Annotated in this window: 19 protein-coding genes; 17 read left to right on the top strand and 2 right to left on the bottom strand. The window is 59.8% G+C overall.

Annotated elements, in window-relative coordinates; translation table 11 throughout:
• Nucleotides 1-4 precede the first annotated feature (4 nt).
• The 17 genes from ACA065_RS30740 to ACA065_RS30660 all read left to right on the top strand — a co-directional run bounded on the left by ACA065_RS30740 (nucleotide 5) and on the right by ACA065_RS30660 (nucleotide 14,374).
• Nucleotides 5-802: a ParA family protein gene (locus ACA065_RS30740; protein WP_017477894.1), complete on the top strand. Its 798-nt coding sequence runs from the start codon at nucleotides 5-7 to the stop codon at nucleotides 800-802.
• Nucleotides 803-811: 9 nt separating this feature from the next.
• Nucleotides 812-1,684: a ParB/RepB/Spo0J family partition protein gene (locus ACA065_RS30735; RefSeq protein WP_145158403.1), complete on the top strand. Its 873-nt coding sequence runs from the start codon at nucleotides 812-814 to the stop codon at nucleotides 1,682-1,684.
• Between the two features lie 148 nt (nucleotides 1,685-1,832).
• Nucleotides 1,833-2,240, top strand: a complete 408-nt coding sequence (locus ACA065_RS30730; protein ID WP_010565865.1) for a F0F1 ATP synthase subunit I — start codon at nucleotides 1,833-1,835, stop codon at nucleotides 2,238-2,240.
• A 16-nt stretch (nucleotides 2,241-2,256) separates the two neighbouring features.
• The gene (gene atpB / locus ACA065_RS30725; RefSeq protein WP_017736231.1) at nucleotides 2,257-3,126 is read left to right on the top strand and encodes a F0F1 ATP synthase subunit A; all 870 of its coding nucleotides are present in this window, start codon (nucleotides 2,257-2,259) and stop codon (nucleotides 3,124-3,126) included.
• Between the two features lie 133 nt (nucleotides 3,127-3,259).
• Nucleotides 3,260-3,517, top strand: coding sequence for a F0F1 ATP synthase subunit C (gene atpE, locus ACA065_RS30720; protein ID WP_002555987.1), 258 nt, complete (start codon nucleotides 3,260-3,262; stop codon nucleotides 3,515-3,517).
• A 56-nt stretch (nucleotides 3,518-3,573) separates the two neighbouring features.
• The gene (locus ACA065_RS30715) at nucleotides 3,574-4,044 is read left to right on the top strand and encodes a F0F1 ATP synthase subunit B (protein ID WP_497692784.1); all 471 of its coding nucleotides are present in this window, start codon (nucleotides 3,574-3,576) and stop codon (nucleotides 4,042-4,044) included.
• A 12-nt stretch (nucleotides 4,045-4,056) separates the two neighbouring features.
• Nucleotides 4,057-4,593 carry a F0F1 ATP synthase subunit delta gene (locus ACA065_RS30710; protein WP_057439298.1) on the top strand — a complete coding sequence of 179 codons (537 nt, stop codon included), beginning with the start codon at nucleotides 4,057-4,059 and terminating at the stop codon, nucleotides 4,591-4,593.
• A 21-nt stretch (nucleotides 4,594-4,614) separates the two neighbouring features.
• On the top strand, nucleotides 4,615-6,159 hold the full coding sequence (atpA, locus tag ACA065_RS30705; protein WP_083355999.1) for a F0F1 ATP synthase subunit alpha: 1,545 nt from the start codon (nucleotides 4,615-4,617) through the stop codon (nucleotides 6,157-6,159).
• Nucleotides 6,160-6,209: 50 nt separating this feature from the next.
• Nucleotides 6,210-7,070: a F0F1 ATP synthase subunit gamma gene (gene atpG, locus ACA065_RS30700; RefSeq protein ID WP_034139931.1), complete on the top strand. Its 861-nt coding sequence runs from the start codon at nucleotides 6,210-6,212 to the stop codon at nucleotides 7,068-7,070.
• A gap of 27 nt (nucleotides 7,071-7,097) precedes the next feature.
• Nucleotides 7,098-8,477 (top strand): F0F1 ATP synthase subunit beta, encoded by a 1,380-nt coding sequence (gene atpD / locus ACA065_RS30695; protein ID WP_083356001.1) that lies wholly within the window; start codon nucleotides 7,098-7,100, stop codon nucleotides 8,475-8,477.
• Nucleotides 8,478-8,521: 44 nt separating this feature from the next.
• On the top strand, nucleotides 8,522-8,938 hold the full coding sequence (locus ACA065_RS30690; protein WP_083356002.1) for a F0F1 ATP synthase subunit epsilon: 417 nt from the start codon (nucleotides 8,522-8,524) through the stop codon (nucleotides 8,936-8,938).
• Nucleotides 8,939-9,060: 122 nt separating this feature from the next.
• Nucleotides 9,061-10,428 carry a bifunctional UDP-N-acetylglucosamine diphosphorylase/glucosamine-1-phosphate N-acetyltransferase GlmU gene (glmU, locus tag ACA065_RS30685; RefSeq protein WP_497692783.1) on the top strand — a complete coding sequence of 456 codons (1,368 nt, stop codon included), beginning with the start codon at nucleotides 9,061-9,063 and terminating at the stop codon, nucleotides 10,426-10,428.
• Between the two features lie 228 nt (nucleotides 10,429-10,656).
• Nucleotides 10,657-11,424 (top strand): DeoR/GlpR family DNA-binding transcription regulator, encoded by a 768-nt coding sequence (locus tag ACA065_RS30680; RefSeq protein WP_497692782.1) that lies wholly within the window; start codon nucleotides 10,657-10,659, stop codon nucleotides 11,422-11,424.
• Between the two features lie 10 nt (nucleotides 11,425-11,434).
• The gene (gene glmS, locus ACA065_RS30675) at nucleotides 11,435-13,267 is read left to right on the top strand and encodes a glutamine--fructose-6-phosphate transaminase (isomerizing) (RefSeq protein WP_083356004.1); all 1,833 of its coding nucleotides are present in this window, start codon (nucleotides 11,435-11,437) and stop codon (nucleotides 13,265-13,267) included.
• 59 nt (nucleotides 13,268-13,326) lie between these two features.
• Nucleotides 13,327-13,689, top strand: coding sequence for an avidin-fold protein (locus ACA065_RS30670; RefSeq protein ID WP_497692781.1), 363 nt, complete (start codon nucleotides 13,327-13,329; stop codon nucleotides 13,687-13,689).
• Nucleotides 13,690-13,830: 141 nt separating this feature from the next.
• The gene (locus ACA065_RS30665) at nucleotides 13,831-14,115 is read left to right on the top strand and encodes a hypothetical protein (RefSeq protein WP_497692780.1); all 285 of its coding nucleotides are present in this window, start codon (nucleotides 13,831-13,833) and stop codon (nucleotides 14,113-14,115) included.
• Between the two features lie 22 nt (nucleotides 14,116-14,137).
• The gene (locus ACA065_RS30660) at nucleotides 14,138-14,374 is read left to right on the top strand and encodes a hypothetical protein (protein WP_497692779.1); all 237 of its coding nucleotides are present in this window, start codon (nucleotides 14,138-14,140) and stop codon (nucleotides 14,372-14,374) included.
• A gap of 22 nt (nucleotides 14,375-14,396) precedes the next feature.
• Here ACA065_RS30660 and pbpC read toward each other — a convergent pair whose 3' ends face one another.
• Nucleotides 14,397-16,694 carry a penicillin-binding protein 1C gene (gene pbpC, locus ACA065_RS30655; protein ID WP_497692778.1) on the bottom strand — a complete coding sequence of 766 codons (2,298 nt, stop codon included), beginning with the start codon at nucleotides 16,692-16,694 and terminating at the stop codon, nucleotides 14,397-14,399.
• The gene (locus ACA065_RS30650; RefSeq protein ID WP_497692777.1) at nucleotides 16,675-22,482 is read right to left on the bottom strand and encodes an alpha-2-macroglobulin; all 5,808 of its coding nucleotides are present in this window, start codon (nucleotides 22,480-22,482) and stop codon (nucleotides 16,675-16,677) included. Before ACA065_RS30650 ends, pbpC begins: the two co-directional genes overlap by 20 nt.
• Between the last annotated feature and the right edge of the window lie 31 nt (nucleotides 22,483-22,513).

The raw sequence follows: 22,513 nt of genomic DNA, 5'->3' as shown, positions 1-22,513 counted from the left end.
AAGAATGGCTAAGGTATTCGCGATAGCGAACCAGAAAGGTGGCGTGGGCAAAACCACCACCTGCATCAACCTCGCAGCATCCCTGGTCGCTACCAAGCGCCGGGTGCTGTTGATCGATCTCGATCCACAGGGCAACGCCACCATGGGTAGCGGTGTGGATAAACACGGCCTGGAAAACTCGGTCTACGACTTGCTGATTGGCGAGTGTGACCTGGCCCAGGCCATGCATTATTCCGAGCACGGCGGTTATCAACTGCTGCCGGCCAACCGCGATTTGACCGCGGCGGAAGTGGTGCTGCTGGAAATGCAGATGAAAGAAAGCCGTCTGCGCAGCGCCTTGGCGCCGATCCGCGAGAACTACGACTACATTTTGATCGACTGCCCACCGTCGCTGTCGATGCTGACGTTGAACGCACTGGTTGCAGCCGACGGGGTGATTATCCCCATGCAGTGCGAGTACTTCGCGCTCGAAGGGTTGAGCGACCTTGTGGATAACATCAAGCGTATCGCCGAGTTGCTCAACCCCAACCTGCAAATCGAAGGCCTGCTGCGGACCATGTATGACCCGCGCCTGAGCCTGATGAACGATGTGTCGGCGCAGCTCAAGGAACACTTCGGCGATCAGCTTTACGACACCGTGATCCCACGCAATATCCGCCTGGCCGAAGCGCCAAGCTATGGCATGCCCGCGCTGGCGTACGACAAGTCATCCCGCGGCGCCATTGCCTACTTGGCACTGGCCGGCGAGATGGTTCGTCGTCAACGCCGCAATTCACGCACCGCTGCAGCCCAGCCAACTTAAGGAATCCCCATGGCCGTCAAGAAACGAGGTCTCGGACGTGGACTGGATGCACTGTTGAGTGGTCCGACTGTCACTTCGCTTGAAGAACAAGCGGTGCAGGCTGATGAGCGCGAGCTGCAACACCTGCCGCTGGACCTGATTCAGCGCGGCAAATACCAGCCACGCCGGGACATGGACCCCCAGGCGCTGGAAGAACTGGCCAATTCGATCAAGGCCCAGGGCGTAATGCAGCCGATCGTGGTACGCCCGATTGGCGGCGGCCGCTTTGAAATCATCGCCGGCGAACGCCGCTGGCGCGCCAGCCAGCAGGCCGGCAAGGAGACCATCCCGGCGATGGTGCGCGATGTGCCGGACGAAACCGCCATCGCCATGGCGTTGATCGAGAACATCCAGCGTGAAGACCTCAATCCAATCGAGGAAGCGATCGCCCTGCAGCGCTTGCAGCAGGAATTCAAACTGACTCAGCAGGAAGTGGCCGATGCGGTGGGTAAATCCCGCGTCACCGTGTCCAACTTGTTGCGCCTGATCGCGCTGCCGGAAGTCATCAAGACCATGCTGTCCCACGGCGACCTGGAAATGGGTCATGCCCGTGCTTTGCTCGGATTGCCGGAAAATCAACAGGTTGAAGGGGCGCGACACGTTGTCGCACGCGGCCTTACCGTTCGTCAGACTGAGGCGTTGGTTCGCCAATGGCTCAGCGGTAAACCTGCACCGGTCGAAACCGCCAAACCTGATCCGGATATCGCGCGCCTCGAGCAGCGACTGGCCGAGCGCCTGGGCTCTGCGGTGCAAATTCGTCACGGCAAGAAAGGTAAGGGGCAATTGGTCATCGGATATAACTCACTCGATGAGCTACAGGGCGTCCTTGCCCACATCCGCTGAAACATTTGCTCATGTAGCGCGCGATCGGAAAACACTACCCGACAGTTGAATAGGGGCTGAACCGCCCCTATACTCTGCGCGCATTTTGTCGGCACAAATTATGCCAAGTTATTGATTCTCGGCAGCCGACCATTGGGGAGCAAAAGTGATGGAAACCCGCACGCCAAACACGTTGCCGTTCCATCGCTTGGCCGTTTTCCCGGTTTTATTGGCTCAATTTGTCATTTTGCTGATCGCCGCATTGGCGCTTTGGTATTGGCATGGAGTCGTAGCCGGATATTCAGGACTCTGCGGAGGCCTGATAGCCTTGCTGCCCAATATGTATTTTGCTCACAGGGCCTTTCGGTTTTCCGGCGCCCGAGCAGCCCAGGCTATCGTCCGGTCTTTTTATGCCGGCGAAGCAGGGAAACTGATTTTGACGGCAGTGCTGTTTGCACTGACCTTTGCAGGTGTGAAGCCATTGGCGCCGCTGGCTGTATTCGGCGTCTTCGTGTTGACCCAACTGGTCAGCTGGTTCGCTCCCCTGCTAATGAAAACAAGACTTTCGAAACCTTAGGGCGTTTGAGGCAACCATGGCAGAAACAACCGCTTCGGGCTATATCCAGCACCACTTGCAGAACCTGACCTTCGGTCAGCTTCCCAACGGCGGCTGGGGCTTCGCCCACTCCGCAGCAGAAGCCAAAGAAATGGGCTTCTGGGCTTTCCACCTGGATACTCTGGGCTGGTCGGTCGCACTGGGTCTGATCTTCGTCCTGATTTTCCGCATGGCGGCAAAAAAGGCGACTTCCGGTCAGCCAGGTGCTTTGCAGAACTTCGTTGAAGTATTGGTCGAATTCGTCGATGGCAGCGTGAAAGACAGCTTCCATGGCCGTAGCCCGGTGATTGCACCGCTGGCACTGACCATCTTCGTCTGGGTGTTCCTGATGAACGCCGTCGACCTGATTCCGGTTGACTGGATTCCTCAGTTGGCCATGGCGATTTCCGGCGACCCGCACATTCCATTCCGTGCCGTATCGACCACTGACCCGAACGCTACCCTGGGCATGGCCCTGTCGGTGTTCGCGTTGATCATTTTCTACAGCATCAAGATCAAGGGTATCGGCGGCTTCATCGGCGAACTGACCCTGCACCCGTTCGGCAGCAAGAACATCTTCGTTCAAGCCCTGCTGATTCCGGTGAACTTCCTGCTGGAATTCGTGACGCTGATCGCCAAGCCAATCTCTCTGGCCCTGCGACTGTTCGGCAACATGTATGCCGGCGAGCTGGTGTTCATTTTGATCGCTGTGATGTTCGGCAGCGGTCTGCTCTGGCTTAGCGGCCTGGGCATTGTTCTGCAGTGGGCGTGGGCTGTGTTCCACATCCTGATCATCACCCTGCAGGCCTTCATCTTCATGATGCTGACCATCGTCTACCTGTCGATGGCGCACGAAGAGAACCATTAAGACCAGTCTCGACTAGTCTGATGTCCTTCCCGGTAACACGGGAAGGTGGCCCAACAGGGCTATGAAACGATTTGTTTTACCGCTTTAAAATCTAAAAAACCTAAACCATACGACGTAAAAGTCGGGAGGAAAGATGGAAACTGTAGTTGGTCTAACCGCTATCGCTGTTGCACTGTTGATCGGCCTGGGCGCCCTGGGTACTGCCATTGGTTTCGGCCTGCTCGGCGGCAAGTTCCTGGAAGGCGCAGCGCGTCAGCCAGAAATGGTGCCAATGCTGCAAGTTAAAATGTTCATCGTTGCCGGCCTGCTCGACGCCGTGACCATGATCGGTGTTGGTATCGCTCTGTTCTTCACCTTCGCGAACCCCTTCGTTGGTCAACTCGCCGGTTAATCACTCGTTTTTTCGAGTGATTGGTGTGTTGTGCAACGAACGAGCGAGGTATTGGCGTGAACATTAATGCAACCATTATTGGTCAGTCCTTAGCGTTCTTGATTTTTGTCGTTTTCTGCATGAAGTTCGTATGGCCTCCGGTCATCGCCGCTTTGCATGAACGTCAAAAGAAGATCGCGGATGGACTGGACGCTGCCACCCGTGCAGCTCGCGACCTGGAGTTGGCCCACGAGAAAGTTGGCCATCAACTGCGCGATGCTAAGGCACAGGCAGCTGAAATCATTGAGCAAGCCAAGAAACGCGGTAATCAGATTGTTGAAGAGGCTGTTGAAAAAGCCCGTATCGACGCTGACCGTGTGAAGGTTCAGGCTCAGGCCGAGATCGAGCAGGAATTGAACGGTGTCAAAGATGCGCTGCGTGCCCAACTGGGTGCGCTGGCTGTCGGCGGTGCTGAGAAGATCCTGGGTGCCACAATCGATCAAAACGCGCACGCGGAGCTGGTAAACAAACTGGCTGCTGAAATTTAAGCGAGGGCGATCATGGCAGAATTGACCACGTTGGCCCGACCTTACGCTAAGGCAGCCTTCGAGCACGCCCAGGCCCACCAGCAGCTGGCCTCTTGGTCAGCCATGCTCGGCCTGGCTGCAGCAGTGTCGCAGGACGACACCATGCAGCGCGTGCTCAAGGCCCCGCGACTGACGAGCGCAGACAAGGCCGCCACGTTTATTGACGTGTGCGGCGACAAGTTTGATGTGAAAGTGCAGAACTTCATCCACGTCGTTGCCGAAAACGACCGTCTCCCGCTTTTGCCGGAGATCGCCGCTCTGTTCGACCTGTACAAGGCCGAGCAAGAGAAGTCGGTAGACGTTGAAGTGACCAGTGCTTTTGCATTGAACCAAGAACAGCAAGACAAACTCGCCAAGGTTCTCAGTGCACGACTCGACCGGGAAGTGCGCCTGCAAGTTGCGGAAGACCCATCCCTCATTGGGGGTGTTGTCATTCGCGCCGGCGACCTGGTTATCGATGGCTCGATTCGCGGCAAACTCGCGAATCTTGCCGAAGCATTGAAATCTTGAGTTTGAAGGGGCAGCAGAGCAATGCAGCAACTCAATCCTTCCGAAATAAGTGAAATTATCAAGGGCCGCATCGACAAGCTCGATGTGACCTCCCAAGCCCGTAACGAAGGCACTGTCGTCAGCGTATCTGACGGCATCGTGCGGATTCACGGTCTGGCCGACGTAATGTACGGCGAGATGATCGAGTTTCCGGGCGGCGTCTACGGTATGGCCCTCAACCTGGAGCAAGACTCCGTAGGTGCCGTTGTATTGGGCGCGTACACCAGTCTGGCTGAAGGCATGAGCGCCAAGTGCACAGGCCGCATCCTGGAAGTTCCGGTGGGTAAGGAACTGCTGGGTCGCGTAGTCGACGCACTGGGTAACCCTGTTGACGGTAAAGGTCCACTGGGCAACACCGAGACCGACGCGGTCGAGAAAGTTGCTCCAGGCGTGATCTGGCGTAAGTCGGTAGACCAGCCTGTACAGACTGGCTACAAGGCTGTCGATGCCATGATCCCAGTCGGCCGTGGCCAGCGTGAGCTGATCATCGGTGACCGTCAGATCGGTAAAACCGCTCTGGCAATCGACGCGATCATCAACCAGAAAGACAGCGGCATTTTCTGCGTCTACGTAGCTATTGGTCAGAAGCAATCGACCATCGCCAACGTGGTTCGCAAGCTGGAAGAAAACGGCGCCCTGGCCAACACGATCATCGTGGCTGCCAGTGCTTCGGAATCTCCTGCGCTGCAATTCCTGGCACCGTACTCCGGTTGCACCATGGGTGAATTCTTCCGCGACCGCGGTGAAGACGCACTGATCGTTTATGACGATCTGTCCAAGCAAGCAGTGGCTTACCGCCAGATTTCCCTGCTGCTGCGCCGTCCACCAGGCCGTGAAGCTTACCCAGGCGACGTGTTCTATCTCCACTCCCGTCTGCTGGAGCGCGCATCCCGCGTATCCGAAGAGTACGTAGAGAAGTTCACCAACGGCGCAGTGACCGGCAAAACCGGTTCCCTGACCGCACTGCCGATCATCGAAACCCAGGCTGGCGACGTTTCCGCGTTCGTTCCGACCAACGTGATTTCCATCACCGACGGTCAGATCTTCCTGGAATCGGCCATGTTCAACTCGGGCATCCGCCCTGCAGTGAACGCCGGTGTTTCGGTATCCCGTGTGGGTGGTGCCGCTCAGACCAAGATCATCAAGAAGCTCTCCGGTGGTATCCGTACCGCTCTGGCTCAGTACCGTGAACTGGCGGCATTCGCCCAGTTCGCTTCTGACCTGGACGAAGCGACCCGTAAGCAACTTGAACATGGTCAGCGCGTTACCGAGCTGATGAAGCAGAAGCAATACGCCCCAATGTCGATTGCTGACATGGCGTTGTCGCTGTATGCCGCTGAGCGTGGGTTCCTGACCGACGTTGAAATCACCAAGGTCGGCAGCTTTGAACAAGCGCTGATTGCTTACTTCAACCGCGATCACGCCGAATTGATGGCGAAGATCAACGTGAAGGGTGACTTCAATGACGATATCGATGCTGGCATGAAAGCCGGTATCGAGAAGTTCAAGGCCACCCAAACCTGGTAAGCCGCAGCGGGAGCCGCAAGGCTCCCGCTTGCTAACCTGATAGGTGTTACATGGCAGGCGCAAAAGAGATTCGCAGTAAGATTGCGAGCATCAAAAGCACGCAAAAAATTACCAGCGCCATGGAAAAAGTGGCGGTCAGCAAAATGCGCAAGGCACAAATGCGCATGGCTGCTAGCCGTCCTTATGCGGAGCGTATCCGCCAGGTAATTGGGCATTTGGCCAACGCCAACCCGGAATACCGCCACCCGTTCATGATCGAGCGCGAAGTTAAGCGTGTGGGTTATGTGGTAGTGAGCAGTGACCGTGGTTTGTGTGGTGGTCTGAATACCAACCTGTTCAAGGCCCTGGTCAAGGACATGGCGGTAAACCGCGAAAAAGGCGTCGAGATCGATCTGTGTGTTGTTGGTAGCAAGGGTGCGGCCTTTTTCCGTAACTTCGGCGGTAACGTCGTAGCAGCTATCAGCCACCTGGGTGAAGAGCCGTCGATCAATGATTTGATCGGCAGTGTGAAGGTGATGCTGGATGCGTACCTGGAAGGCCGGATTGACCGCCTGTCCGTGGTATCCAACAAGTTCATCAACACCATGACCCAGCAGCCGACCGTGGAGCAATTGATTCCACTGGTGGCGACTCCGGATCAGGAACTCAAGCACCACTGGGACTACCTCTACGAACCAGACGCCAAAGAGCTGCTTGACGGCTTGATGGTGCGCTACGTGGAGTCGCAGGTTTACCAGGCGGTGGTCGAGAACAACGCAGCTGAACAAGCGGCGCGGATGATCGCGATGAAAAACGCTACCGATAACGCCGGTGATCTGATCAGCGATTTGCAGCTGATCTACAACAAGGCGCGTCAGGCTGCGATCACCCAAGAGATCTCGGAAATCGTCGGCGGCGCTGCCGCGGTTTAACGGTTCAAATATTCAGAGGATCCAGCTATGAGTAGCGGACGTATCGTTCAAATCATCGGCGCCGTCATCGACGTGGAATTTCCACGCGACAGCGTACCGAGCATCTACAACGCTTTGAAAGTACAAAGCGATGCAGGCACCACTCTGGAAGTTCAGCAGCAGCTGGGCGACGGCGTGGTTCGTACCATTGCAATGGGTTCTACCGAAGGCTTGAAGCGCGGTCTGGATGTTCTGGACACTGGCGCTGCCATCTCCGTACCGGTCGGTAAAGCGACCCTGGGCCGGATCATGGACGTACTCGGTAACCCAATCGACGAAGCTGGCCCGATCGACACCGAAGAGCGTTGGGGCATTCACCGCCCAGCACCTTCGTTCGCCGAACAAGCTGGCGGCAACGATCTGCTGGAAACCGGCATCAAGGTTATCGACCTGGTTTGCCCGTTCGCCAAAGGCGGTAAGGTCGGTCTGTTCGGTGGTGCCGGTGTAGGCAAAACCGTAAACATGATGGAACTGATCCGTAACATCGCCATCGAGCACAGCGGTTATTCCGTGTTCGCCGGTGTGGGTGAGCGTACTCGTGAGGGTAACGACTTCTACCACGAGATGAAGGACTCCAACGTTCTGGACAAAGTGGCACTGGTTTACGGTCAGATGAACGAGCCGCCGGGAAACCGTCTGCGCGTAGCACTGACTGGCCTGACCATGGCCGAGAAGTTCCGTGACGAAGGTAACGACGTTCTGCTGTTCGTCGACAACATCTACCGTTACACCTTGGCCGGTACTGAAGTATCCGCACTGCTGGGCCGTATGCCTTCTGCAGTAGGTTACCAGCCGACCCTGGCTGAAGAGATGGGCGTTCTGCAAGAACGTATCACTTCGACCAAAGAAGGTTCGATCACCTCGATCCAAGCGGTATACGTACCTGCGGATGACTTGACTGACCCATCGCCTGCGACCACCTTCGCCCACTTGGACGCCACCGTCGTTCTGTCCCGTGACATCGCTTCCCTGGGTATCTACCCAGCGGTCGATCCACTCGACTCGACTTCGCGCCAGCTGGACCCGAACGTGATCGGCCAGGAGCACTACGACACCGCTCGCGGCGTTCAGTACGTGCTGCAGCGTTACAAAGAACTGAAGGACATCATTGCGATCCTGGGTATGGACGAGCTGTCGGAAACCGACAAGCAGTTGGTATCCCGCGCTCGTAAGATCCAGCGTTTCTTGTCGCAGCCGTTCTTCGTGGCTGAAGTCTTCACCGGTGCCTCGGGTAAATACGTTTCCCTGAAAGACACCATTGCTGGCTTCAAAGGCATCCTCAACGGTGACTACGACCACCTGCCAGAACAAGCGTTCTACATGGTCGGCGGCATCGAAGAAGCGATCGAGAAAGCCAAGAAACTGTAATCCCGGCGCCCGGCAACGGGCGCTCATCAGGTTGAGGCAATCAGATGGCTATGACAGTCCATTGCGATATCGTCAGCGCGGAAGGGGAAATCTTCTCCGGTCTGGTAGAAATGGTGATTGCACACGGCGAACTCGGTGACCTGGGTATTGCCATGGGCCACGCGCCGTTGATCACCAGCTTGAAGCCAGGTCCGATCACTCTGACCAAGCAAGGCGGGGAACGTGAGGTGTTTTACATCTCCGGTGGTTTCCTCGAGGTTCAGCCGAACATGGTCAAGGTACTTGCCGACACTGTGCAACGTGCTGGCGACCTGGATGAAGCCTCCGCTCAGGAAGCCGTCAAGGCTGCCGAGAAGGCCCTGAACGAAAAGGGCGCGGACTTCGACTACAGCGCTGCTGCTGTACGTCTGGCCGAGGCTGCAGCTCAGCTGCGCACGCTCCAGCAGTTGCGCAAGAAGTAAGCGGCCACGCCGTCATGCTTATGCGCGATTGATTAAAAAGGGTAGCCTCGGCTACCCTTTTTCTTTTTTAGCAAAACACTTCTTTGGTCTGAAGCCGGACCGCCCAGGATTGGTAGCCATTCATGTCTCTTGAAATCGTCATTCTCGCCGCAGGCCAGGGCACCCGCATGCGTTCGGCCCTGCCCAAGGTGCTGCACCCGGTCGCGGGCAATTCCATGCTCGGCCATGTTATCCACAGCGCCCGGCAACTGGACCCGCAGCGGATTCACGTGGTGATCGGCCACGGCGCCGATGTGGTGCGTGAACGCCTGGCCGCGGATGACCTGAATTTCGTTTTGCAGGACAAACAACTCGGCACCGGCCATGCCACTGCGCAAGCCGTGCCGTTCATCACTGCCGACACCGTGCTGATCCTCTACGGCGACGTGCCGTTGATCGAAGTACAAACCCTGCAACGCCTGCTCAAGCACGTAGTACCTGGCCAGATGGGCCTGCTCACCGTTGAACTGGATGACCCCACCGGCTATGGCCGTATTGTGCGCAACGCCGACGGCAAGGTTGCAGCCATCGTTGAGCACAAGGACGCCAGCGAAGCCCAGCGCGCCATCACTGAAGGGAACACCGGCATTCTTGCCGTGCCGGCCAACAAACTTGCCGACTGGATGAGCCGCCTGTCCAACAACAACGTCCAGGGCGAGTACTACCTCACCGACGTAATCGAAATGGCCGTGAGTGATGGCCTGCTGGTCGCCACCGAGCAGCCCCATGACCCGATGGAAGTGCAGGGCGCCAACGACCGCAAGCAGCTTGCAGAGCTTGAGCGCCATTACCAACTGCGCGAAGGCCAGCGTCTGATGGCTCAAGGCGTGACCTTGCGCGACCCGGCACGCTTCGATGTGCGCGGTGAAGTTACCGTAGGCCGCGACGTGCTGATTGATATCAACGTGATCCTCGAAGGCCGCGTGATCATCGAGGACGACGTGGTGATTGGCCCGAACTGCGTGATCAAGGACAGCACCCTGCGCAAAGGCGTGGTGATCAAAGCCAACAGCCATATCGACGGTGCGGTGATGGGCGAGGGCAGCGATGCCGGCCCGTTTGCGCGCTTGCGTCCGGGCAGCGTGCTGGGTGCCCGGGCCCATGTGGGTAACTTCGTCGAACTGAAAAACGCGCAGATGGGCGACGATGCCAAAGCAGGTCACTTGGCCTATCTCGGTGATGCGGTCATCGGTGCTCGCAGCAATATCGGCGCTGGCGCTATCACGTGTAACTACGACGGCGCCAATAAGTACCAGACGACGATTGGTGAAGACGTATTCATCGGCTCCAATAACTCGCTGATTGCACCCGTCACCATCGGCGACGGCTCCAACACCGCTGCCGGCTCCACCATCAATCAGGATGTGGATAAGTCTCAACTGGCAGTGGCCCGTGCTCGCCAGCGCAACATCGACGGTTGGAAACGCCCGGTCAAGATCAAGAAGACCTGAGTTATCCACAGCTCCATCAGCAACACCCTTCCAATGTGGGAGCGGGCTTGCTCGCGAAGGCGGAGTGTCAGTCACTGAATGTGTATCTGATACACCCCCTTCGCGAGCAAGCCCGCTCCCACATTGGGTCTATGTTGTTTTCAAAAAAGTGCACCCGCCGCTTGACGATCTTTCACCAATAGGTTTTGATTGCCTTCGTTATCTTTCGAAACGAAACTTATCAATACCATGTCGAAACGAAATACACCCCAACGACGCCACAACATCCTGACCTTGCTCAATGAACTGGGCGAAGTCAGCGTGGACGAATTGGCCAAGCGTTTCGAAACGTCCGAAGTGACCATCCGCAAGGATTTGGCCGCCCTGGAAAGCAATGGCTTGCTGCTGCGCCGCTACGGTGGCGCCATCACCATGCCCCAGGAACTGGTGGGCGACGCTGCCCAGCCTATCTCGGCCTACAAGCGTGCCATCGCGCGGGCGGCCGTGATGCGTTTGCGTGAACACGCGCGCATCATCATCGACAGCGGCAGCACCACCGCCGCGATGATCCCTGAGCTGGGCCATCAGCCCGGCCTGGTAGTGATGACCAACTCCCTGCACGTAGCCCGCGCCTTGAGCGAACTGGAGCACGAACCGGTGCTGCTCATGACCGGCGGCACCTGGGACCCGCATTCGGACTCGTTCCAGGGCCAGGTTGCCGAGCAAGTGCTGCGTTCCTACGACTTTGATCAACTGTTCATCGGCGCCGACGGCATCGATCTGCAGCGCGGCACCACCACCTTTAACGAATTGCTGGGCCTGAGCCGTGTGATGGCCGAGGTCGCCCGTGAAGTGGTGGTGATGGTCGAATCCGACAAAATCGGCCGCAAGATCCCCAACCTGGAACTGCCCTGGAGCAGCGTCCATACCCTTATTACCGATGATCGCCTGCCGCTTGAGGCCCGCGACCAGATCCAAGCCCGCGGCATTACGCTGATATGCGCGGCAATCATCTAGGAGAAAAACCATGTGTGGAATTGTAGGCGCAGTCGCTGAACGCAACGTCACCGCCATCTTGCTTGAAGGCCTCAAGCGCCTGGAATACCGCGGCTACGACAGCGCCGGTGTGGCCGTCTTCACCAACGCCGGCAAGCTTGAGCGCATGCGCCGCCCAGGCAAGGTCAGCGAGCTGGAGCAAGCCCTGCTCGGCGAGCCGCTGGTCGGCCGCCTTGGTATTGCCCACACCCGCTGGGCCACCCACGGCGCGCCGTGCGAGCGCAACGCCCACCCACATTTCTCCGGTGACCTGGCGGTGGTGCACAACGGCATCATCGAAAACCACGAAGTGCTGCGCGAGCAGCTCAAAGGTCTGGGCTATGTATTTACCTCGGACACCGACACCGAAGTGATTGCCCACCTGCTGAACCACAAGCTCAAGGACCTCGGCGACCTGACCGTCGCCCTCAAGGCCACCGTTAAAGAGCTGCACGGCGCCTATGGCCTGGCGGTGGTAAGCGCGAGCCAACCTGACCGCGTGGTTGCCGCGCGCAGTGGCAGCCCATTGGTGATCGGCCTGGGCCTGGGTGAAAACTTCCTCGCCTCCGACCAACTGGCGCTGCGCCAAGTCACCGACCGCTTCATGTACCTGGAAGAAGGCGATATCGCCGACATCCGCCGTGAAAGCGTAGCGATCTGGGACGTCAACGGTAACTCCGTCGAGCGCGAAGCTGTGCAATATCGCGACGGCGCCGAAGCGGCCGACAAAGGCGAGTTCCGCCACTTCATGCTCAAGGAAATCCATGAGCAACCGTCCGTGGTGCAACGCACCCTGGAAGGTCGCCTGAGCCAGAACCAGGTTTTGGTCAACGCCTTCGGCCCACAAGCCGCCGAGCTGTTCGCCAAAGTGCGCAATGTGCAGATCGTCGCCTGCGGCACCAGCTACCACGCCGGTATGGTTGCGCGTTACTGGCTGGAAGAACTGGCCGGCATCCCGTGCCAAGTCGAAGTCGCCAGCGAATTCCGCTACCGCAAGGTGGTGGTGCAACCCGACACCCTGTTCGTGACCATCTCCCAGTCCGGCGAAACCGCCGACACCCTGGCAGCCCTGCGTAACGCTAAAGAGCTGGGCTTTCTCGCCAGCCTGGCGATCTGCAACGTCAGCATCAGCTCCCTGGTGCGCGAATCCGACCTGACCCTGCTGACCCAGGCCGGTCGCGAAATCGGCGTGGCCTCCACTAAAGCCTTCACCACCCAGCTTGTCGGCTTGTTATTGTTGACGCTGTCGCTGGGCCAAGTGCGCGGCACCCTCGCCGAAGGCGTCGAAGCTACCCTGGTGGAAGAACTGCGCCGCCTGCCGACCCGCCTGGGCGAAGCCCTGGCCATGGACAGCACCGTGGAAAAAGTCGCCGAGCTGTTCGCCGACAAAAACCACACCCTGTTCCTCGGCCGTGGCGCCCAATACCCGGTGGCAATGGAAGGCTCGCTGAAACTCAAGGAAATCTCGTACATCCACGCCGAAGCCTACCCGGCCGGTGAACTGAAACACGGCCCGTTGGCCCTGGTGGATGACGACATGCCAGTGGTCACCGTCGCGCCGAACAACGAACTGCTCGAAAAGCTCAAATCCAACCTGCAGGAAGTCCGCGCCCGTGGCGGCCAACTGATCGTGTTCGCCGACGAAAAAGCCGGCATGACCAACGGCGAAGGCACCCACGTCATCAACATGCCGCACATCCACGACACCCTGTCGCCGATCCTCTACACCATCCCGCTGCAGTTGCTGTCGTACTACGTGGCGGTGCTCAAGGGCACCGACGTTGACCAGCCGCGTAACCTGGCGAAGTCGGTGACGGTGGAGTAATACTGCGCAGCCTGGAGGCCGATCGGGCCTCCAGGTGCCATCGAAAGGACGTGACTTCGATGCAGAACCCCTCACACATCCACGACCGCTTGAACAATCGCCGGTTCACCGTAGCCGCCAACACCCAAGGGCTGTCCGGTTCAGGCACGGTATTTCATTACCAAGTCGACGGCGACTCGATCTCGGGCACCTACCAAGGCGGCCGTATCCGCACGGGCCAACAGGTCGGACGCGTAACAGGCTCCAACACCATCGAACTTCTTTATCAGTGCCTGACCACCGAAGGTGAGTTGCTGGCCGGCTGGTCTCGCGGCACCGTAGGTGTTGACCTTGGCGGGCGTACCACCTTGAGTTTCGTGTGGGGTTGGTTGTCAGGCGCTACAGGCGGCGGGGAGTCCGACTACATTGAGCTTCCCCTATAAAGGCAGAAAAAATCAGGCAAAGATCCGAAAAAAATCGGAAAAATGATTAGTAAGTAGTTGTATGAAATCGCTGATTCATCCCGTTACTATTGGCCTTTAAGGAAAATAAGATCCGAAAAAAAATCGGAAAAGGTGATGTAAATGACGCAGCAGTTTATTTCCGGAAACCACTGGCTGGAGCCTGTCTGGCCATCCCCAGGTTTCCCTGCGTCGATTTTGCGTACGGCAGAGACGCTGTCGTTTCGCGCAGGCAAACTCACAGGCTTGCTCCCCGAACATACTGCGACCCGCATCGGCGGCCTGATGCGAATCACCAATAGCTATTACAGCAACCTGATCGAAGGCCAATACACCGAGCCTGCGACCTTGTCGGCGAGAGGACCTTGTCGGCTTACGCCTGCGGCTCGAGAGAGTGATTGGGCTTGAAGGACGATTCGTAGAGTCGGGTGTGAAACAGGAAATGGCCAGGGCAATCCATATCTTGCTGACTCAGGGTGAGATTGCTCGAGCGGACTTTAAAATTTTCTCGGGCCTGCATGATCGCGTGGCGAGCGATCAGCTTAAGAAATTGATCGATTTGGGGGTAGTTGAAGCACCGTCAGCAAAATCGCGCTCAATCTTCCCTGGGCTTCCCGTCTGGTTTGCGCAGATGATATTTCCGGATCTTCATCGACGTTTTTACTGAGCTGTGTGAAAGGGATGTCTGATCACGGCACAAACTCCACCTTCAACCCCCGGCTCGCACTGCGCCCCTGATCATCACTGACCCGCAACCGGTATTCCCCCGACTTGCCCGGCCGCCAGTTCAGCGTGGTTTGCGGCGGACCCTGGCCGATCAGCGTTTGGTCGGCAAACCAATACAGCGTTGCCGCATCGCTGGCCGCGTTGGCATTCAGCGGGATGCTTTCCTGCGGCAGGGACAGGCGCAATTGATAGCTCACCTGGGTCAGCGGCGAGCGAATCTGCGGCGCTTCGCTCTGGTCGCTGATGCGGTTGGGTTGGCAGTTCTTTATCACGCTGGGCGGCGTGCGCCGTGGCAGGCCAGCCGCGCGATAAAGACGCTGCACATCACTGGGCCAGAACTCGAAGACTTCTTCGCGGGTGTATTGCGGGTCAAACGGCGGGCACGCAGCCTTGCCGGTGCGGGTGTCGATCAGCACCGGGCGGTGCAGGTTGGACACCCGAATCGGCGACACACCGGGCACGTACCACGTCTTGCGGGTTTGCGGGCACCAGCGGTTGGGCAACTCGCCAGAAGCGGCGCAGACATCGATGCGCACCAGCCCGGCCGGCGGTTTGTCGGCTTTGATCACCACGTTGGGCAGCGCGAGGGGCAAGGCATCGGCAATACGAAAGAACAGCGGTGCGGCGGTCTTGGCGCCGATAAACGCAGGATTCGGTCGACCGTCGAAATTGCCCACCCACACCACCAGCACGTACGGCCCGACCAGGCCTGCGCTCCAGGCATCGTGAAAACCCCAAGAGGTGCCGGTTTTCCACGCGGTGCGCCAATGCCGGCCCGGCAAGCCATCTGGCCGCGGGTTGCGGCGCAGCATATCGCGCACCATAAACGCGGCCTGCGGCGTGAGCAGCTGTGGGCCGGTGGCTTGCGGCTGCTCCTGCAAATACCGTAAAGGCCGTAGATGCCCGTCACCGGCCAGCATCACATACAGCCGCGCCAGTTCCTCCGGCGTCATTTCGCCGCCGCCGAGGGCCAAGGCCAGGCCGTAATGGCTTTCGCCGCGCAAGCCCTGGATGCCGGCGCGTTGCAGCAAGCCATACAGCGACGGCGACTTCACCTGGCTGGCGAGCCACACTGCCGGGATGTTGCGACTACGGATCAAGGCATCTCGCGCCGTCAGCGGCCCGATAAAACTGCCGTCGAAATTTTCCGGCTGGAAGTAGCCGAAGTTACTCGGCAAATCCTTGAGGATGCTCATCGGGTGGATCACACCCTGATCCAGCGCCAGCCCATACAGAAACGGCTTGAGGGTCGACCCCGGCGAACGTCGCGCCAACACGCCGTTGACCTGCCCGTGAATGCTTGTGGATAAGTAGTCCGCCGAGCCCACCAGCGCCTTGACGCTCTGGTCGCGGCTGTCGATCAGGATCGCCGTCGCGTTTTCCACGCCAGTGCTGCGCCGCTCGGCGATAAAGCCGGTGATCAGGCGTTCGAGCAGTTGCTGAAGGGGCAGGTTGAGGGTGGTGTTAAGTTCGTTACCTGCCTGGGACGCGAGCAACTGTTCGCTCAGGTGCGGCGCCAGGAACGGAATCTGCTGACGGTTGCGCGCTTCCAGCGGCAAGTCGAGCAAGCTGTCGTTGCGCGGGTCCTGTGGATAAGTTTCACGCCAGTCGGCCATCAAGCGCAGCCGCGCGTTTTGCAGCGATGGCCCGAAGCGCGCGCGTCGCCCCGGCTGCTGGGGAATCACCGCCAGTGCCAGTGCTTCAGACAACGACAACTGCGCCGCCGACTTGCCAAAGTAAATGCGACTGGCCGCCTCGGCGCCTTCGATATTGCCGCCCATGGGCGCCAGGTTCAGGTAGGCCTCAAGAATGTCGTGCTTGCTGTAACGCGCTTCCAACCACAGCGCCAGGGCCATCTGCTGCAACTTGCCCGGCACCTGGCGGGTGTTCAAGTCCCACAAGCGCCGCGCCAGCTGCATGCTCAAGGTCGAGCCGCCCTGGCGCTGGCCGCCGCTGTAGGTGGCCATGGCCGCGCGCAGCAACGCCGGGGGATTGATCCCCGGGTGCCAGTAGAAATTGCGGTCTTCCTTGAGCAGCAAGGCTTCCACCAGTGAAGGCGACATGCGCGCAAGCGGCAGCCATAAACGGTATTGGCCGTCAGCCGCCAGCGTCATGCGCAGCAACGCGCCGTCGTCGGCCAACACCACCCGCGACGAGGTCACGGCCTGTTCCAGCGGGGCATGCGGCCACAGCCGCAACCCCGCCAACACCGCCGCCGCTGCCAACAGCGGCGTCAGGTGTTTAAGGCTTGGTAATTTCAAGCTGGCCTACTTTGCCGCGCCCTTGCAGGGTCGTTTCGTACATCCCTTCGGCGTAGGCCGGTGGCGTGTTGAAGGTGCCGGCGTTGGTGGCGCGCACGCGGTAGACGAACGTGCCTACATCGCGCAGCGCGGTGCCGTACAACACCACTCGATCATCACGCACATCCACGTAGTCCGGCTGCCAGTTGCTCAGCTCGGTTTCGCCGATGGGCGCCTGCCAGGCATCTGCCTCTTCACCGTCGGCGGTTTCCACGTACTCCGAATCGTCGCCTTCACTTTCCTCGGAGTTTGCGGCCTCCGGCTCCGGTGGCAAGTTATACACAGGCTCGACGCCACCGGGCAGCAGGTCGACCACGGCCACTTGCTGCACTTGGTCGCGGTCGGTGGCACGCAGGCGCAGGCGCACCAGGAACTCATCGCCCACCGCCACTTTGCTGACCGGCTCGCCTTTGAGGTCGAGGTATTCGTGGATGATTTCCAGGCCATTGTTGATCGGCTTGAGCTTGGCACCCTTGTCGAAACCGGCTTCGCTGAGCATGTAGAACGCGGCCGGGCCGTCGGTTTTTTCCATCACCAGCTTTTGCGTGGCACCCGGTACGGCGGCGCGTGGCGGCTGACCGGCCATCTCCAGCAATTGCTGCTGCTTGTCGCCCAGCCAGGCGGTGGCCTTGAGGGTCATGTCGCTCTGTGCACGTTGGCCATAGTTGTCCAGGGCACGTAGCAACAGGGCGGCCGACAGCGAGTTGTAGCGTTGCTCGTTGAGACGCTTGCCGAGTTTATCCAGCAAGGCTGTCGGCACGTCGTCCAGCAACTCGGGGAAGTGGCGCGCCAGCAGGTGCAAGTGTTCGGCGTCGTGCACCAGCGGGTCGTAATACAGGCCGTCGCTGTCCCACTTATCCACAAGGGAGCGCCATGGGATTTTGCGGAACAGCATGTCGGCCTGGCGGTCCTGCTTGAGCAGTTTGTAGCTGGCGGCCAGGTAAGCGGCGCCCAGGTCGTTCTGCCAGGTGTCTTTGAAGTAGCTCTCGTAGCGCTCGCGGATATCGCTCAAGGCGCCACTCACCAGAATCCCCTGACGGCTCAGCAGATAACTGGCGTAGGCACGGTTGCGCAATTCCGACAAACCTTCGCTCGGGCCGTTGGCCAGGTCTGTCAGGTAGGCGTTGGCGCGCACCAGCAAATCTTCCGGCACCGGCAGCCCGCGTTCCTTGGCTTCGATCAGGAAGTCAGTGGCGTACAGGCTGGCGTACGGCGCCACGTCCGGGTTAGCCGCCCACAAACCGAAGCCGCCGGCCTGATTCTGGCGTTGGCGCAACATGCGCACCGCGCTGCTGAAGGCTTGTTCAGCTTCAGGCGCGGTGCCGCCCCAGATCAGTGCCGGCATGGCCTTGGACACCAATTGCTCGGTGCAGGCGTAGCCGTAGTCATCCAGGTAATGCTTGAGGCCGTTGGCCCACACCAGCGGCGAGGCCGCCACGCCCAGTTGCACGTCGCGCAGTTGGCTGAACAGTTCACGCGTGGGCTTGAGCTCTTTGCTGGCGCTGTCGAAACGACCCAGGCTCAGGGCCACGCGATGCTCGCTCAGTGGGCGGATCGAGGTGGTTTCTGCGACTTGAATACGCTTGCCGTCCGGCAGCACCGCGATAAATCGCAGGTCCGCCGAGCCGAGGGTTTCGCCGACCTTGATCTTGAACTCGGCGGTGCCTTCTTTGCGCGGCTGCAATGACAAGGTGCTGCCCTTGTTGCCCTGCACATTGAGGCCGTCGCTGGTCTGCAGTTCAAACTTCACGTCTGCCGCCGCGTCGAGGTTGCTGAACACCCCGGCACTCACATTGAACACATCCCCCGGCGCGACGAAGGCCGGCACGTTCGGCGTGATCACGATCGGCCCACGCACGTCGGTGCTGGCCTCGCTGACACCCACGCTGTCGGCGTCCACCGCCACCGCAAACAGGTGCAGCTTGCCGTTGAAGCTGTCCGGCACTTGGTAATGCAGCACGGTTTCACCGGCCGGCAAATCCACCAAGCCGGACCACCACGCCACGGGTGGCTGGTGTTTACGCTTGAACGGGTTGAGGTGGTTGGCCAGGGCGCCTTCGGTATCGCCACCGGGCGCAGCCCCACTGAGCAAGCGGCTGAATTCCGGCAGGATCAGGTCAAGAATCTGACTGGTGCCGACCTCCAGCGCGCGCTTCTGGAAGAAGAAGCCCAATGGGTCCGGCGTCTGGTAGCGCGCCACTTGCAGGATGCCTTCGTCCACTGCGTAGATCACCGCGCGGCCTGGGCGGTCGGCGCTGACCTTGATGTCCAGGGTTTGCCCCGGCTCAATCTTCGCCGGGCCTTCAACCTTCAGCGCCATGCGCCGCGCATCCAGGTTGATGCTGAACGGCACCACGCCGTAGGACAGCGGGCTCATGTAGACCTCGGCCGAGCCCATGTCCCGCACAAACTGCACGTTGACGTAGGCATTGCCCTCAAGCCCAGCAGGCACGCGGATATGTTGCACGCTGTTGGTGCTGTCGGCCTTGAACCACTGCTGGGTGTAGACCTTGTCACGCTCGATGGTGATCAAGCCGGCGCCGGTGTAAGGCGCGCGAATGCTGATCGCAATCTCATCACCGGTGGCATAGCTGCGTTTATCCAGGCGCAGTTGCAGCTCGGCATTACGCTCCAGGGACCGCGAGGTGTTGCCACGCCCGGCCACGCTGTAGTCGATCTGGTTGAGCAGGTTGCCGTTGGCATCTTTGAGTTGCAGGGTGAAATCGCCCGGTGTGCCGGTGTTCAGGGCCTGCTTGGCGCCGTCCTTAGTCATCGTCAGGGGTGAGGCGGGTTGGCTGATGTTCTTGATGCGCGACTCGTATTTGTAGGTGCCGTTGGACTGTTTCACCAGCACCGACACATAACGGTGCTCGACCACTTCGCTGGTCAGGCCGTCCACTGCCAGTGGCGTAAGGTCCGGCGCGACGGCCAGCCATTGCACCTGACGCGGGGCGTCCTTGGCGACGTACGACAGCGAATCCTGACTTTTCACACCGACCAGATACGGCGCGGACGACACCAGCAGCGCACTTTGCGCCGCCACGTTACGACCGCCTTCGGCCTCGAACACCTGGGTCGTCACCTGCAGGCGATAGGTGCTGTTGGCGAAGCGCTGAAGGTTGAGGTCGAGCACGGCCTGGCCGTCGTCGTCGACAGTGGTTTCGGCGAGGTCTTCGGTGCTGGCGTCTTCCAATGAATCGTTGAGGCGGAAGCGGTAATCGGGGTAACGGTCAAAGGCCGCGAGCGTCGGGCTCAGGGACATTTTGGCGGTGACGCGACGGCCGGACGCCGGGGCGCCGAACAGGTGCATGGCGGTGACTTTGGCCACCACCTGGTCCGGTGGAATCCAGCCCAACACGGGCGTGTCGTGCAGGCTCAGGCTGACCTTCATGCGGTCCGGCTCGAAGTCACGCACCTTGAAGCTGACACTGCCCAAGTCGGTGCGGGTGTTTTTCTGGCCAATCAGCTGCAAGGTCGCGGTGTAGTCGCCTGCGGGGGCGACTTCGCTGCTGGGGAAATCAAAGGTTTCAAAACCGCTGGTGGACAGTTTCAGCGGTTGGCGAATCACTTCCAGGCCGCGTGGGTCGGTAATTTGCAGCTCCACCGGCAGGCCTTGCAGGGCGCCTTGCCAGTTGCCGCTGCGCACGATCATGCCCAAGTGCGCGGTTTCGCCCGGGCGATAGAGGCCGCGGTCGGTGAACAGGTAGGCGCTGAGGCGATCAATCGCGCCGTCCTCTTCCAGGCCGCCTACATCGAAGCGCGACAAATCCAGCTGCTGGGACTGACGGGCAATCGGCAAGAAGGATTGGTCATTACCGCGAGTGACCACATACATCAGCGGCGTTTTCTCACGGCGCAGTTCATCCAGCTTGGCGAAATGCGCGTGGCCTTCGGCATCGGTGCGGCCACTGCTGACCGGCAGGCCATTGCGACCAATGATGTCGACCTGCGCATCGGCCACCGGCGAACCGTTGCCGATGGACTGCACATACACATCATGGCTACCGTCGCTGGAGCGTTTGGCGATGATGCCCAGATCTGTAACCACGATAAACCGCAGGTCGCTGGTGCTGCTGCGGTCGTACTCGAAGGTGCGCTCGGCCGGTTCATCCTGCGGGCTGAGCTTGAGCACGAAAATACCGCGACGCCCGCCGTTGGCGGTGAGGTAGTGGCTCAGGTCAACGTTGTCGTACACGGTTTTCGCCGGGTCATTGGACGCCAACGCAATATCCAGCGACTGACGCTCGACCATCCGATCAAAGTATTCATTGCCGAAATTCGGCCGGGCAAAACTGCCGCTGCTCTGGTCCACCAGGTGTTGCAGTTGGTTGGGCAGCAGGCGGGCGATTTCCACGTGAGCGCCGGGCACGCCACGGGCCATGAAGCCCAGGCGTTTTTCGCCATTGAGGCTGAGCAAGGCGCCGTCAGACAGGAACTGCAAGGTGCGCGGATACGCCGGCATGCTGATCAAAGAGGCTGTAGGGTTTTTCGCCAGATAGCCGCCGATGGCTTCCAGGTTGGCGGGCACGCGCACATACAGCGCGCGGCCGGCCGGGGCCTTGAATTTGAAGGCGTGCAGGGTGTTCAGCGGCTCGACGCTGGGCACGTGAGTCAGGTTGACCTTGGTGCTGCGGGCGAGCAGGGCGTCATTGATATCGTTGCTGTTATAGGGACGGGTGTCGTCCTGGGCTTTTTCCGGCAGCAGCCAGGCCTGGACCTTACCGGCGATGGTGTCATCGGCTACGGCGCTGGAGCTGCTGAACATCAGCACGGGTTCCGGCTCACCGCGTTCATTGTCGACAAAGCTGACTTCGGCGCCGGTGAAGGTCAGGCGATAACGACCGGGCACGGTGACTTCCGCCACCAGCGGCGCGGTGCTGGCATTGCCGCCGTCGCGGGCCTTGATGCCTTCATCGAGCTTGGCGCTGACCGGCGAGCTTTCCAGCGGCGTGGCCAGGGCGGCCGAGCGTACGTAAGCGTTGAGCTTGGAGTCGTCGAAGGTGACTTCCGGGCGGTTGGGTAGCTGAGCGTCGCGGTAGGCCAGGCCTTTGCCGAGGGTTACGGACACGCGCTTGCGCAGGTTGTCTTCATCGACCGGGTGGGAAAAGTGGAAGGTCGCGACCAGTTGCTTCAGCGTCGGGTTGGACGGGTCTTGATACAGCTCGTTGTGCGCCAGGGTGGCGCGGAACGGTTGGGTGGAAAACTGGCTGCTGTACTGGCTGAGCAACACGCCGTCGGCCAGGAGGCTTTTCTTTGCCAGGTCCAGCGTGTAGTGGGCGTCTATCGGCCAGTCTTTTTCTGGCACGAACAGTAAAGTGCGGTCATCGGACCAGCGCCACGCACCTGCCACGGTCGGTTTGAGGGTAATGCCTTCGGTTACCGGTTTGCCAATCGCCGCCAACGGGGCCACAGACTCGGCGAAACGCACCTGCAAGTTATCCACAACCGGCGGTTGCTGGGTGTAATCCGTCAGGTTTGGTTTGTGCAGCGAATAACCGACAGTGTGCGGCTGCGGCAGGTTCGAATACCAGTGCCAGCCATAGAAGCCGGCAGCGGCCAGCAACACCAGGCCTAACACCCCGGCGCCGGCCTGGCGTGGGTAGGCGCGAGCCTTGCGGCCCAGGTTCGCCAGGCCGTGGCCGATGGCGCGCAGCCAGAATGGCGGTTGCCATTGGCCGAGCAGGGCACTCACCACAGTGGTTAACAGGCCGAGAAAACGGCGACTGGTCGCTTTCAACGAATCGAACATGGTGAGCATCCCTGGCTAAGTGCGGCGTATC

Source organism: Pseudomonas sp. LBUM1640, from assembly GCF_059716225.1.
Note: the sequence above shows the minus strand (reverse complement) of the source record. Positions and strands in the feature narration are given on the sequence as shown.

What these genes read in the sequence shown, in the direction of transcription:
- ACA065_RS30670 (WP_497692781.1), top strand. Translation starts at nt 13,327, where the DNA reads ATGCAGAACCCCTCACACATCCACGACCGCTTGAACAATCGCCGGTTC.
- ACA065_RS30730 (WP_010565865.1), top strand. Translation starts at nt 1,833, where the DNA reads ATGGAAACCCGCACGCCAAACACGTTGCCGTTCCATCGCTTGGCCGTT.
- ACA065_RS30680 (WP_497692782.1), top strand. Translation starts at nt 10,657, where the DNA reads ATGTCGAAACGAAATACACCCCAACGACGCCACAACATCCTGACCTTG.
- ACA065_RS30710 (WP_057439298.1), top strand. Translation starts at nt 4,057, where the DNA reads ATGGCAGAATTGACCACGTTGGCCCGACCTTACGCTAAGGCAGCCTTC.
- atpE (WP_002555987.1), top strand. Translation starts at nt 3,260, where the DNA reads ATGGAAACTGTAGTTGGTCTAACCGCTATCGCTGTTGCACTGTTGATC.
- ACA065_RS30650 (WP_497692777.1), bottom strand. Translation starts at nt 22,482, where the DNA reads ATGTTCGATTCGTTGAAAGCGACCAGTCGCCGTTTTCTCGGCCTGTTA.
- ACA065_RS30735 (WP_145158403.1), top strand. Translation starts at nt 812, where the DNA reads ATGGCCGTCAAGAAACGAGGTCTCGGACGTGGACTGGATGCACTGTTG.
- atpB (WP_017736231.1), top strand. Translation starts at nt 2,257, where the DNA reads ATGGCAGAAACAACCGCTTCGGGCTATATCCAGCACCACTTGCAGAAC.
- ACA065_RS30690 (WP_083356002.1), top strand. Translation starts at nt 8,522, where the DNA reads ATGGCTATGACAGTCCATTGCGATATCGTCAGCGCGGAAGGGGAAATC.
- atpD (WP_083356001.1), top strand. Translation starts at nt 7,098, where the DNA reads ATGAGTAGCGGACGTATCGTTCAAATCATCGGCGCCGTCATCGACGTG.
- ACA065_RS30665 (WP_497692780.1), top strand. Translation starts at nt 13,831, where the DNA reads ATGACGCAGCAGTTTATTTCCGGAAACCACTGGCTGGAGCCTGTCTGG.
- glmU (WP_497692783.1), top strand. Translation starts at nt 9,061, where the DNA reads ATGTCTCTTGAAATCGTCATTCTCGCCGCAGGCCAGGGCACCCGCATG.
- atpA (WP_083355999.1), top strand. Translation starts at nt 4,615, where the DNA reads ATGCAGCAACTCAATCCTTCCGAAATAAGTGAAATTATCAAGGGCCGC.
- atpG (WP_034139931.1), top strand. Translation starts at nt 6,210, where the DNA reads ATGGCAGGCGCAAAAGAGATTCGCAGTAAGATTGCGAGCATCAAAAGC.
- ACA065_RS30740 (WP_017477894.1), top strand. Translation starts at nt 5, where the DNA reads ATGGCTAAGGTATTCGCGATAGCGAACCAGAAAGGTGGCGTGGGCAAA.
- glmS (WP_083356004.1), top strand. Translation starts at nt 11,435, where the DNA reads ATGTGTGGAATTGTAGGCGCAGTCGCTGAACGCAACGTCACCGCCATC.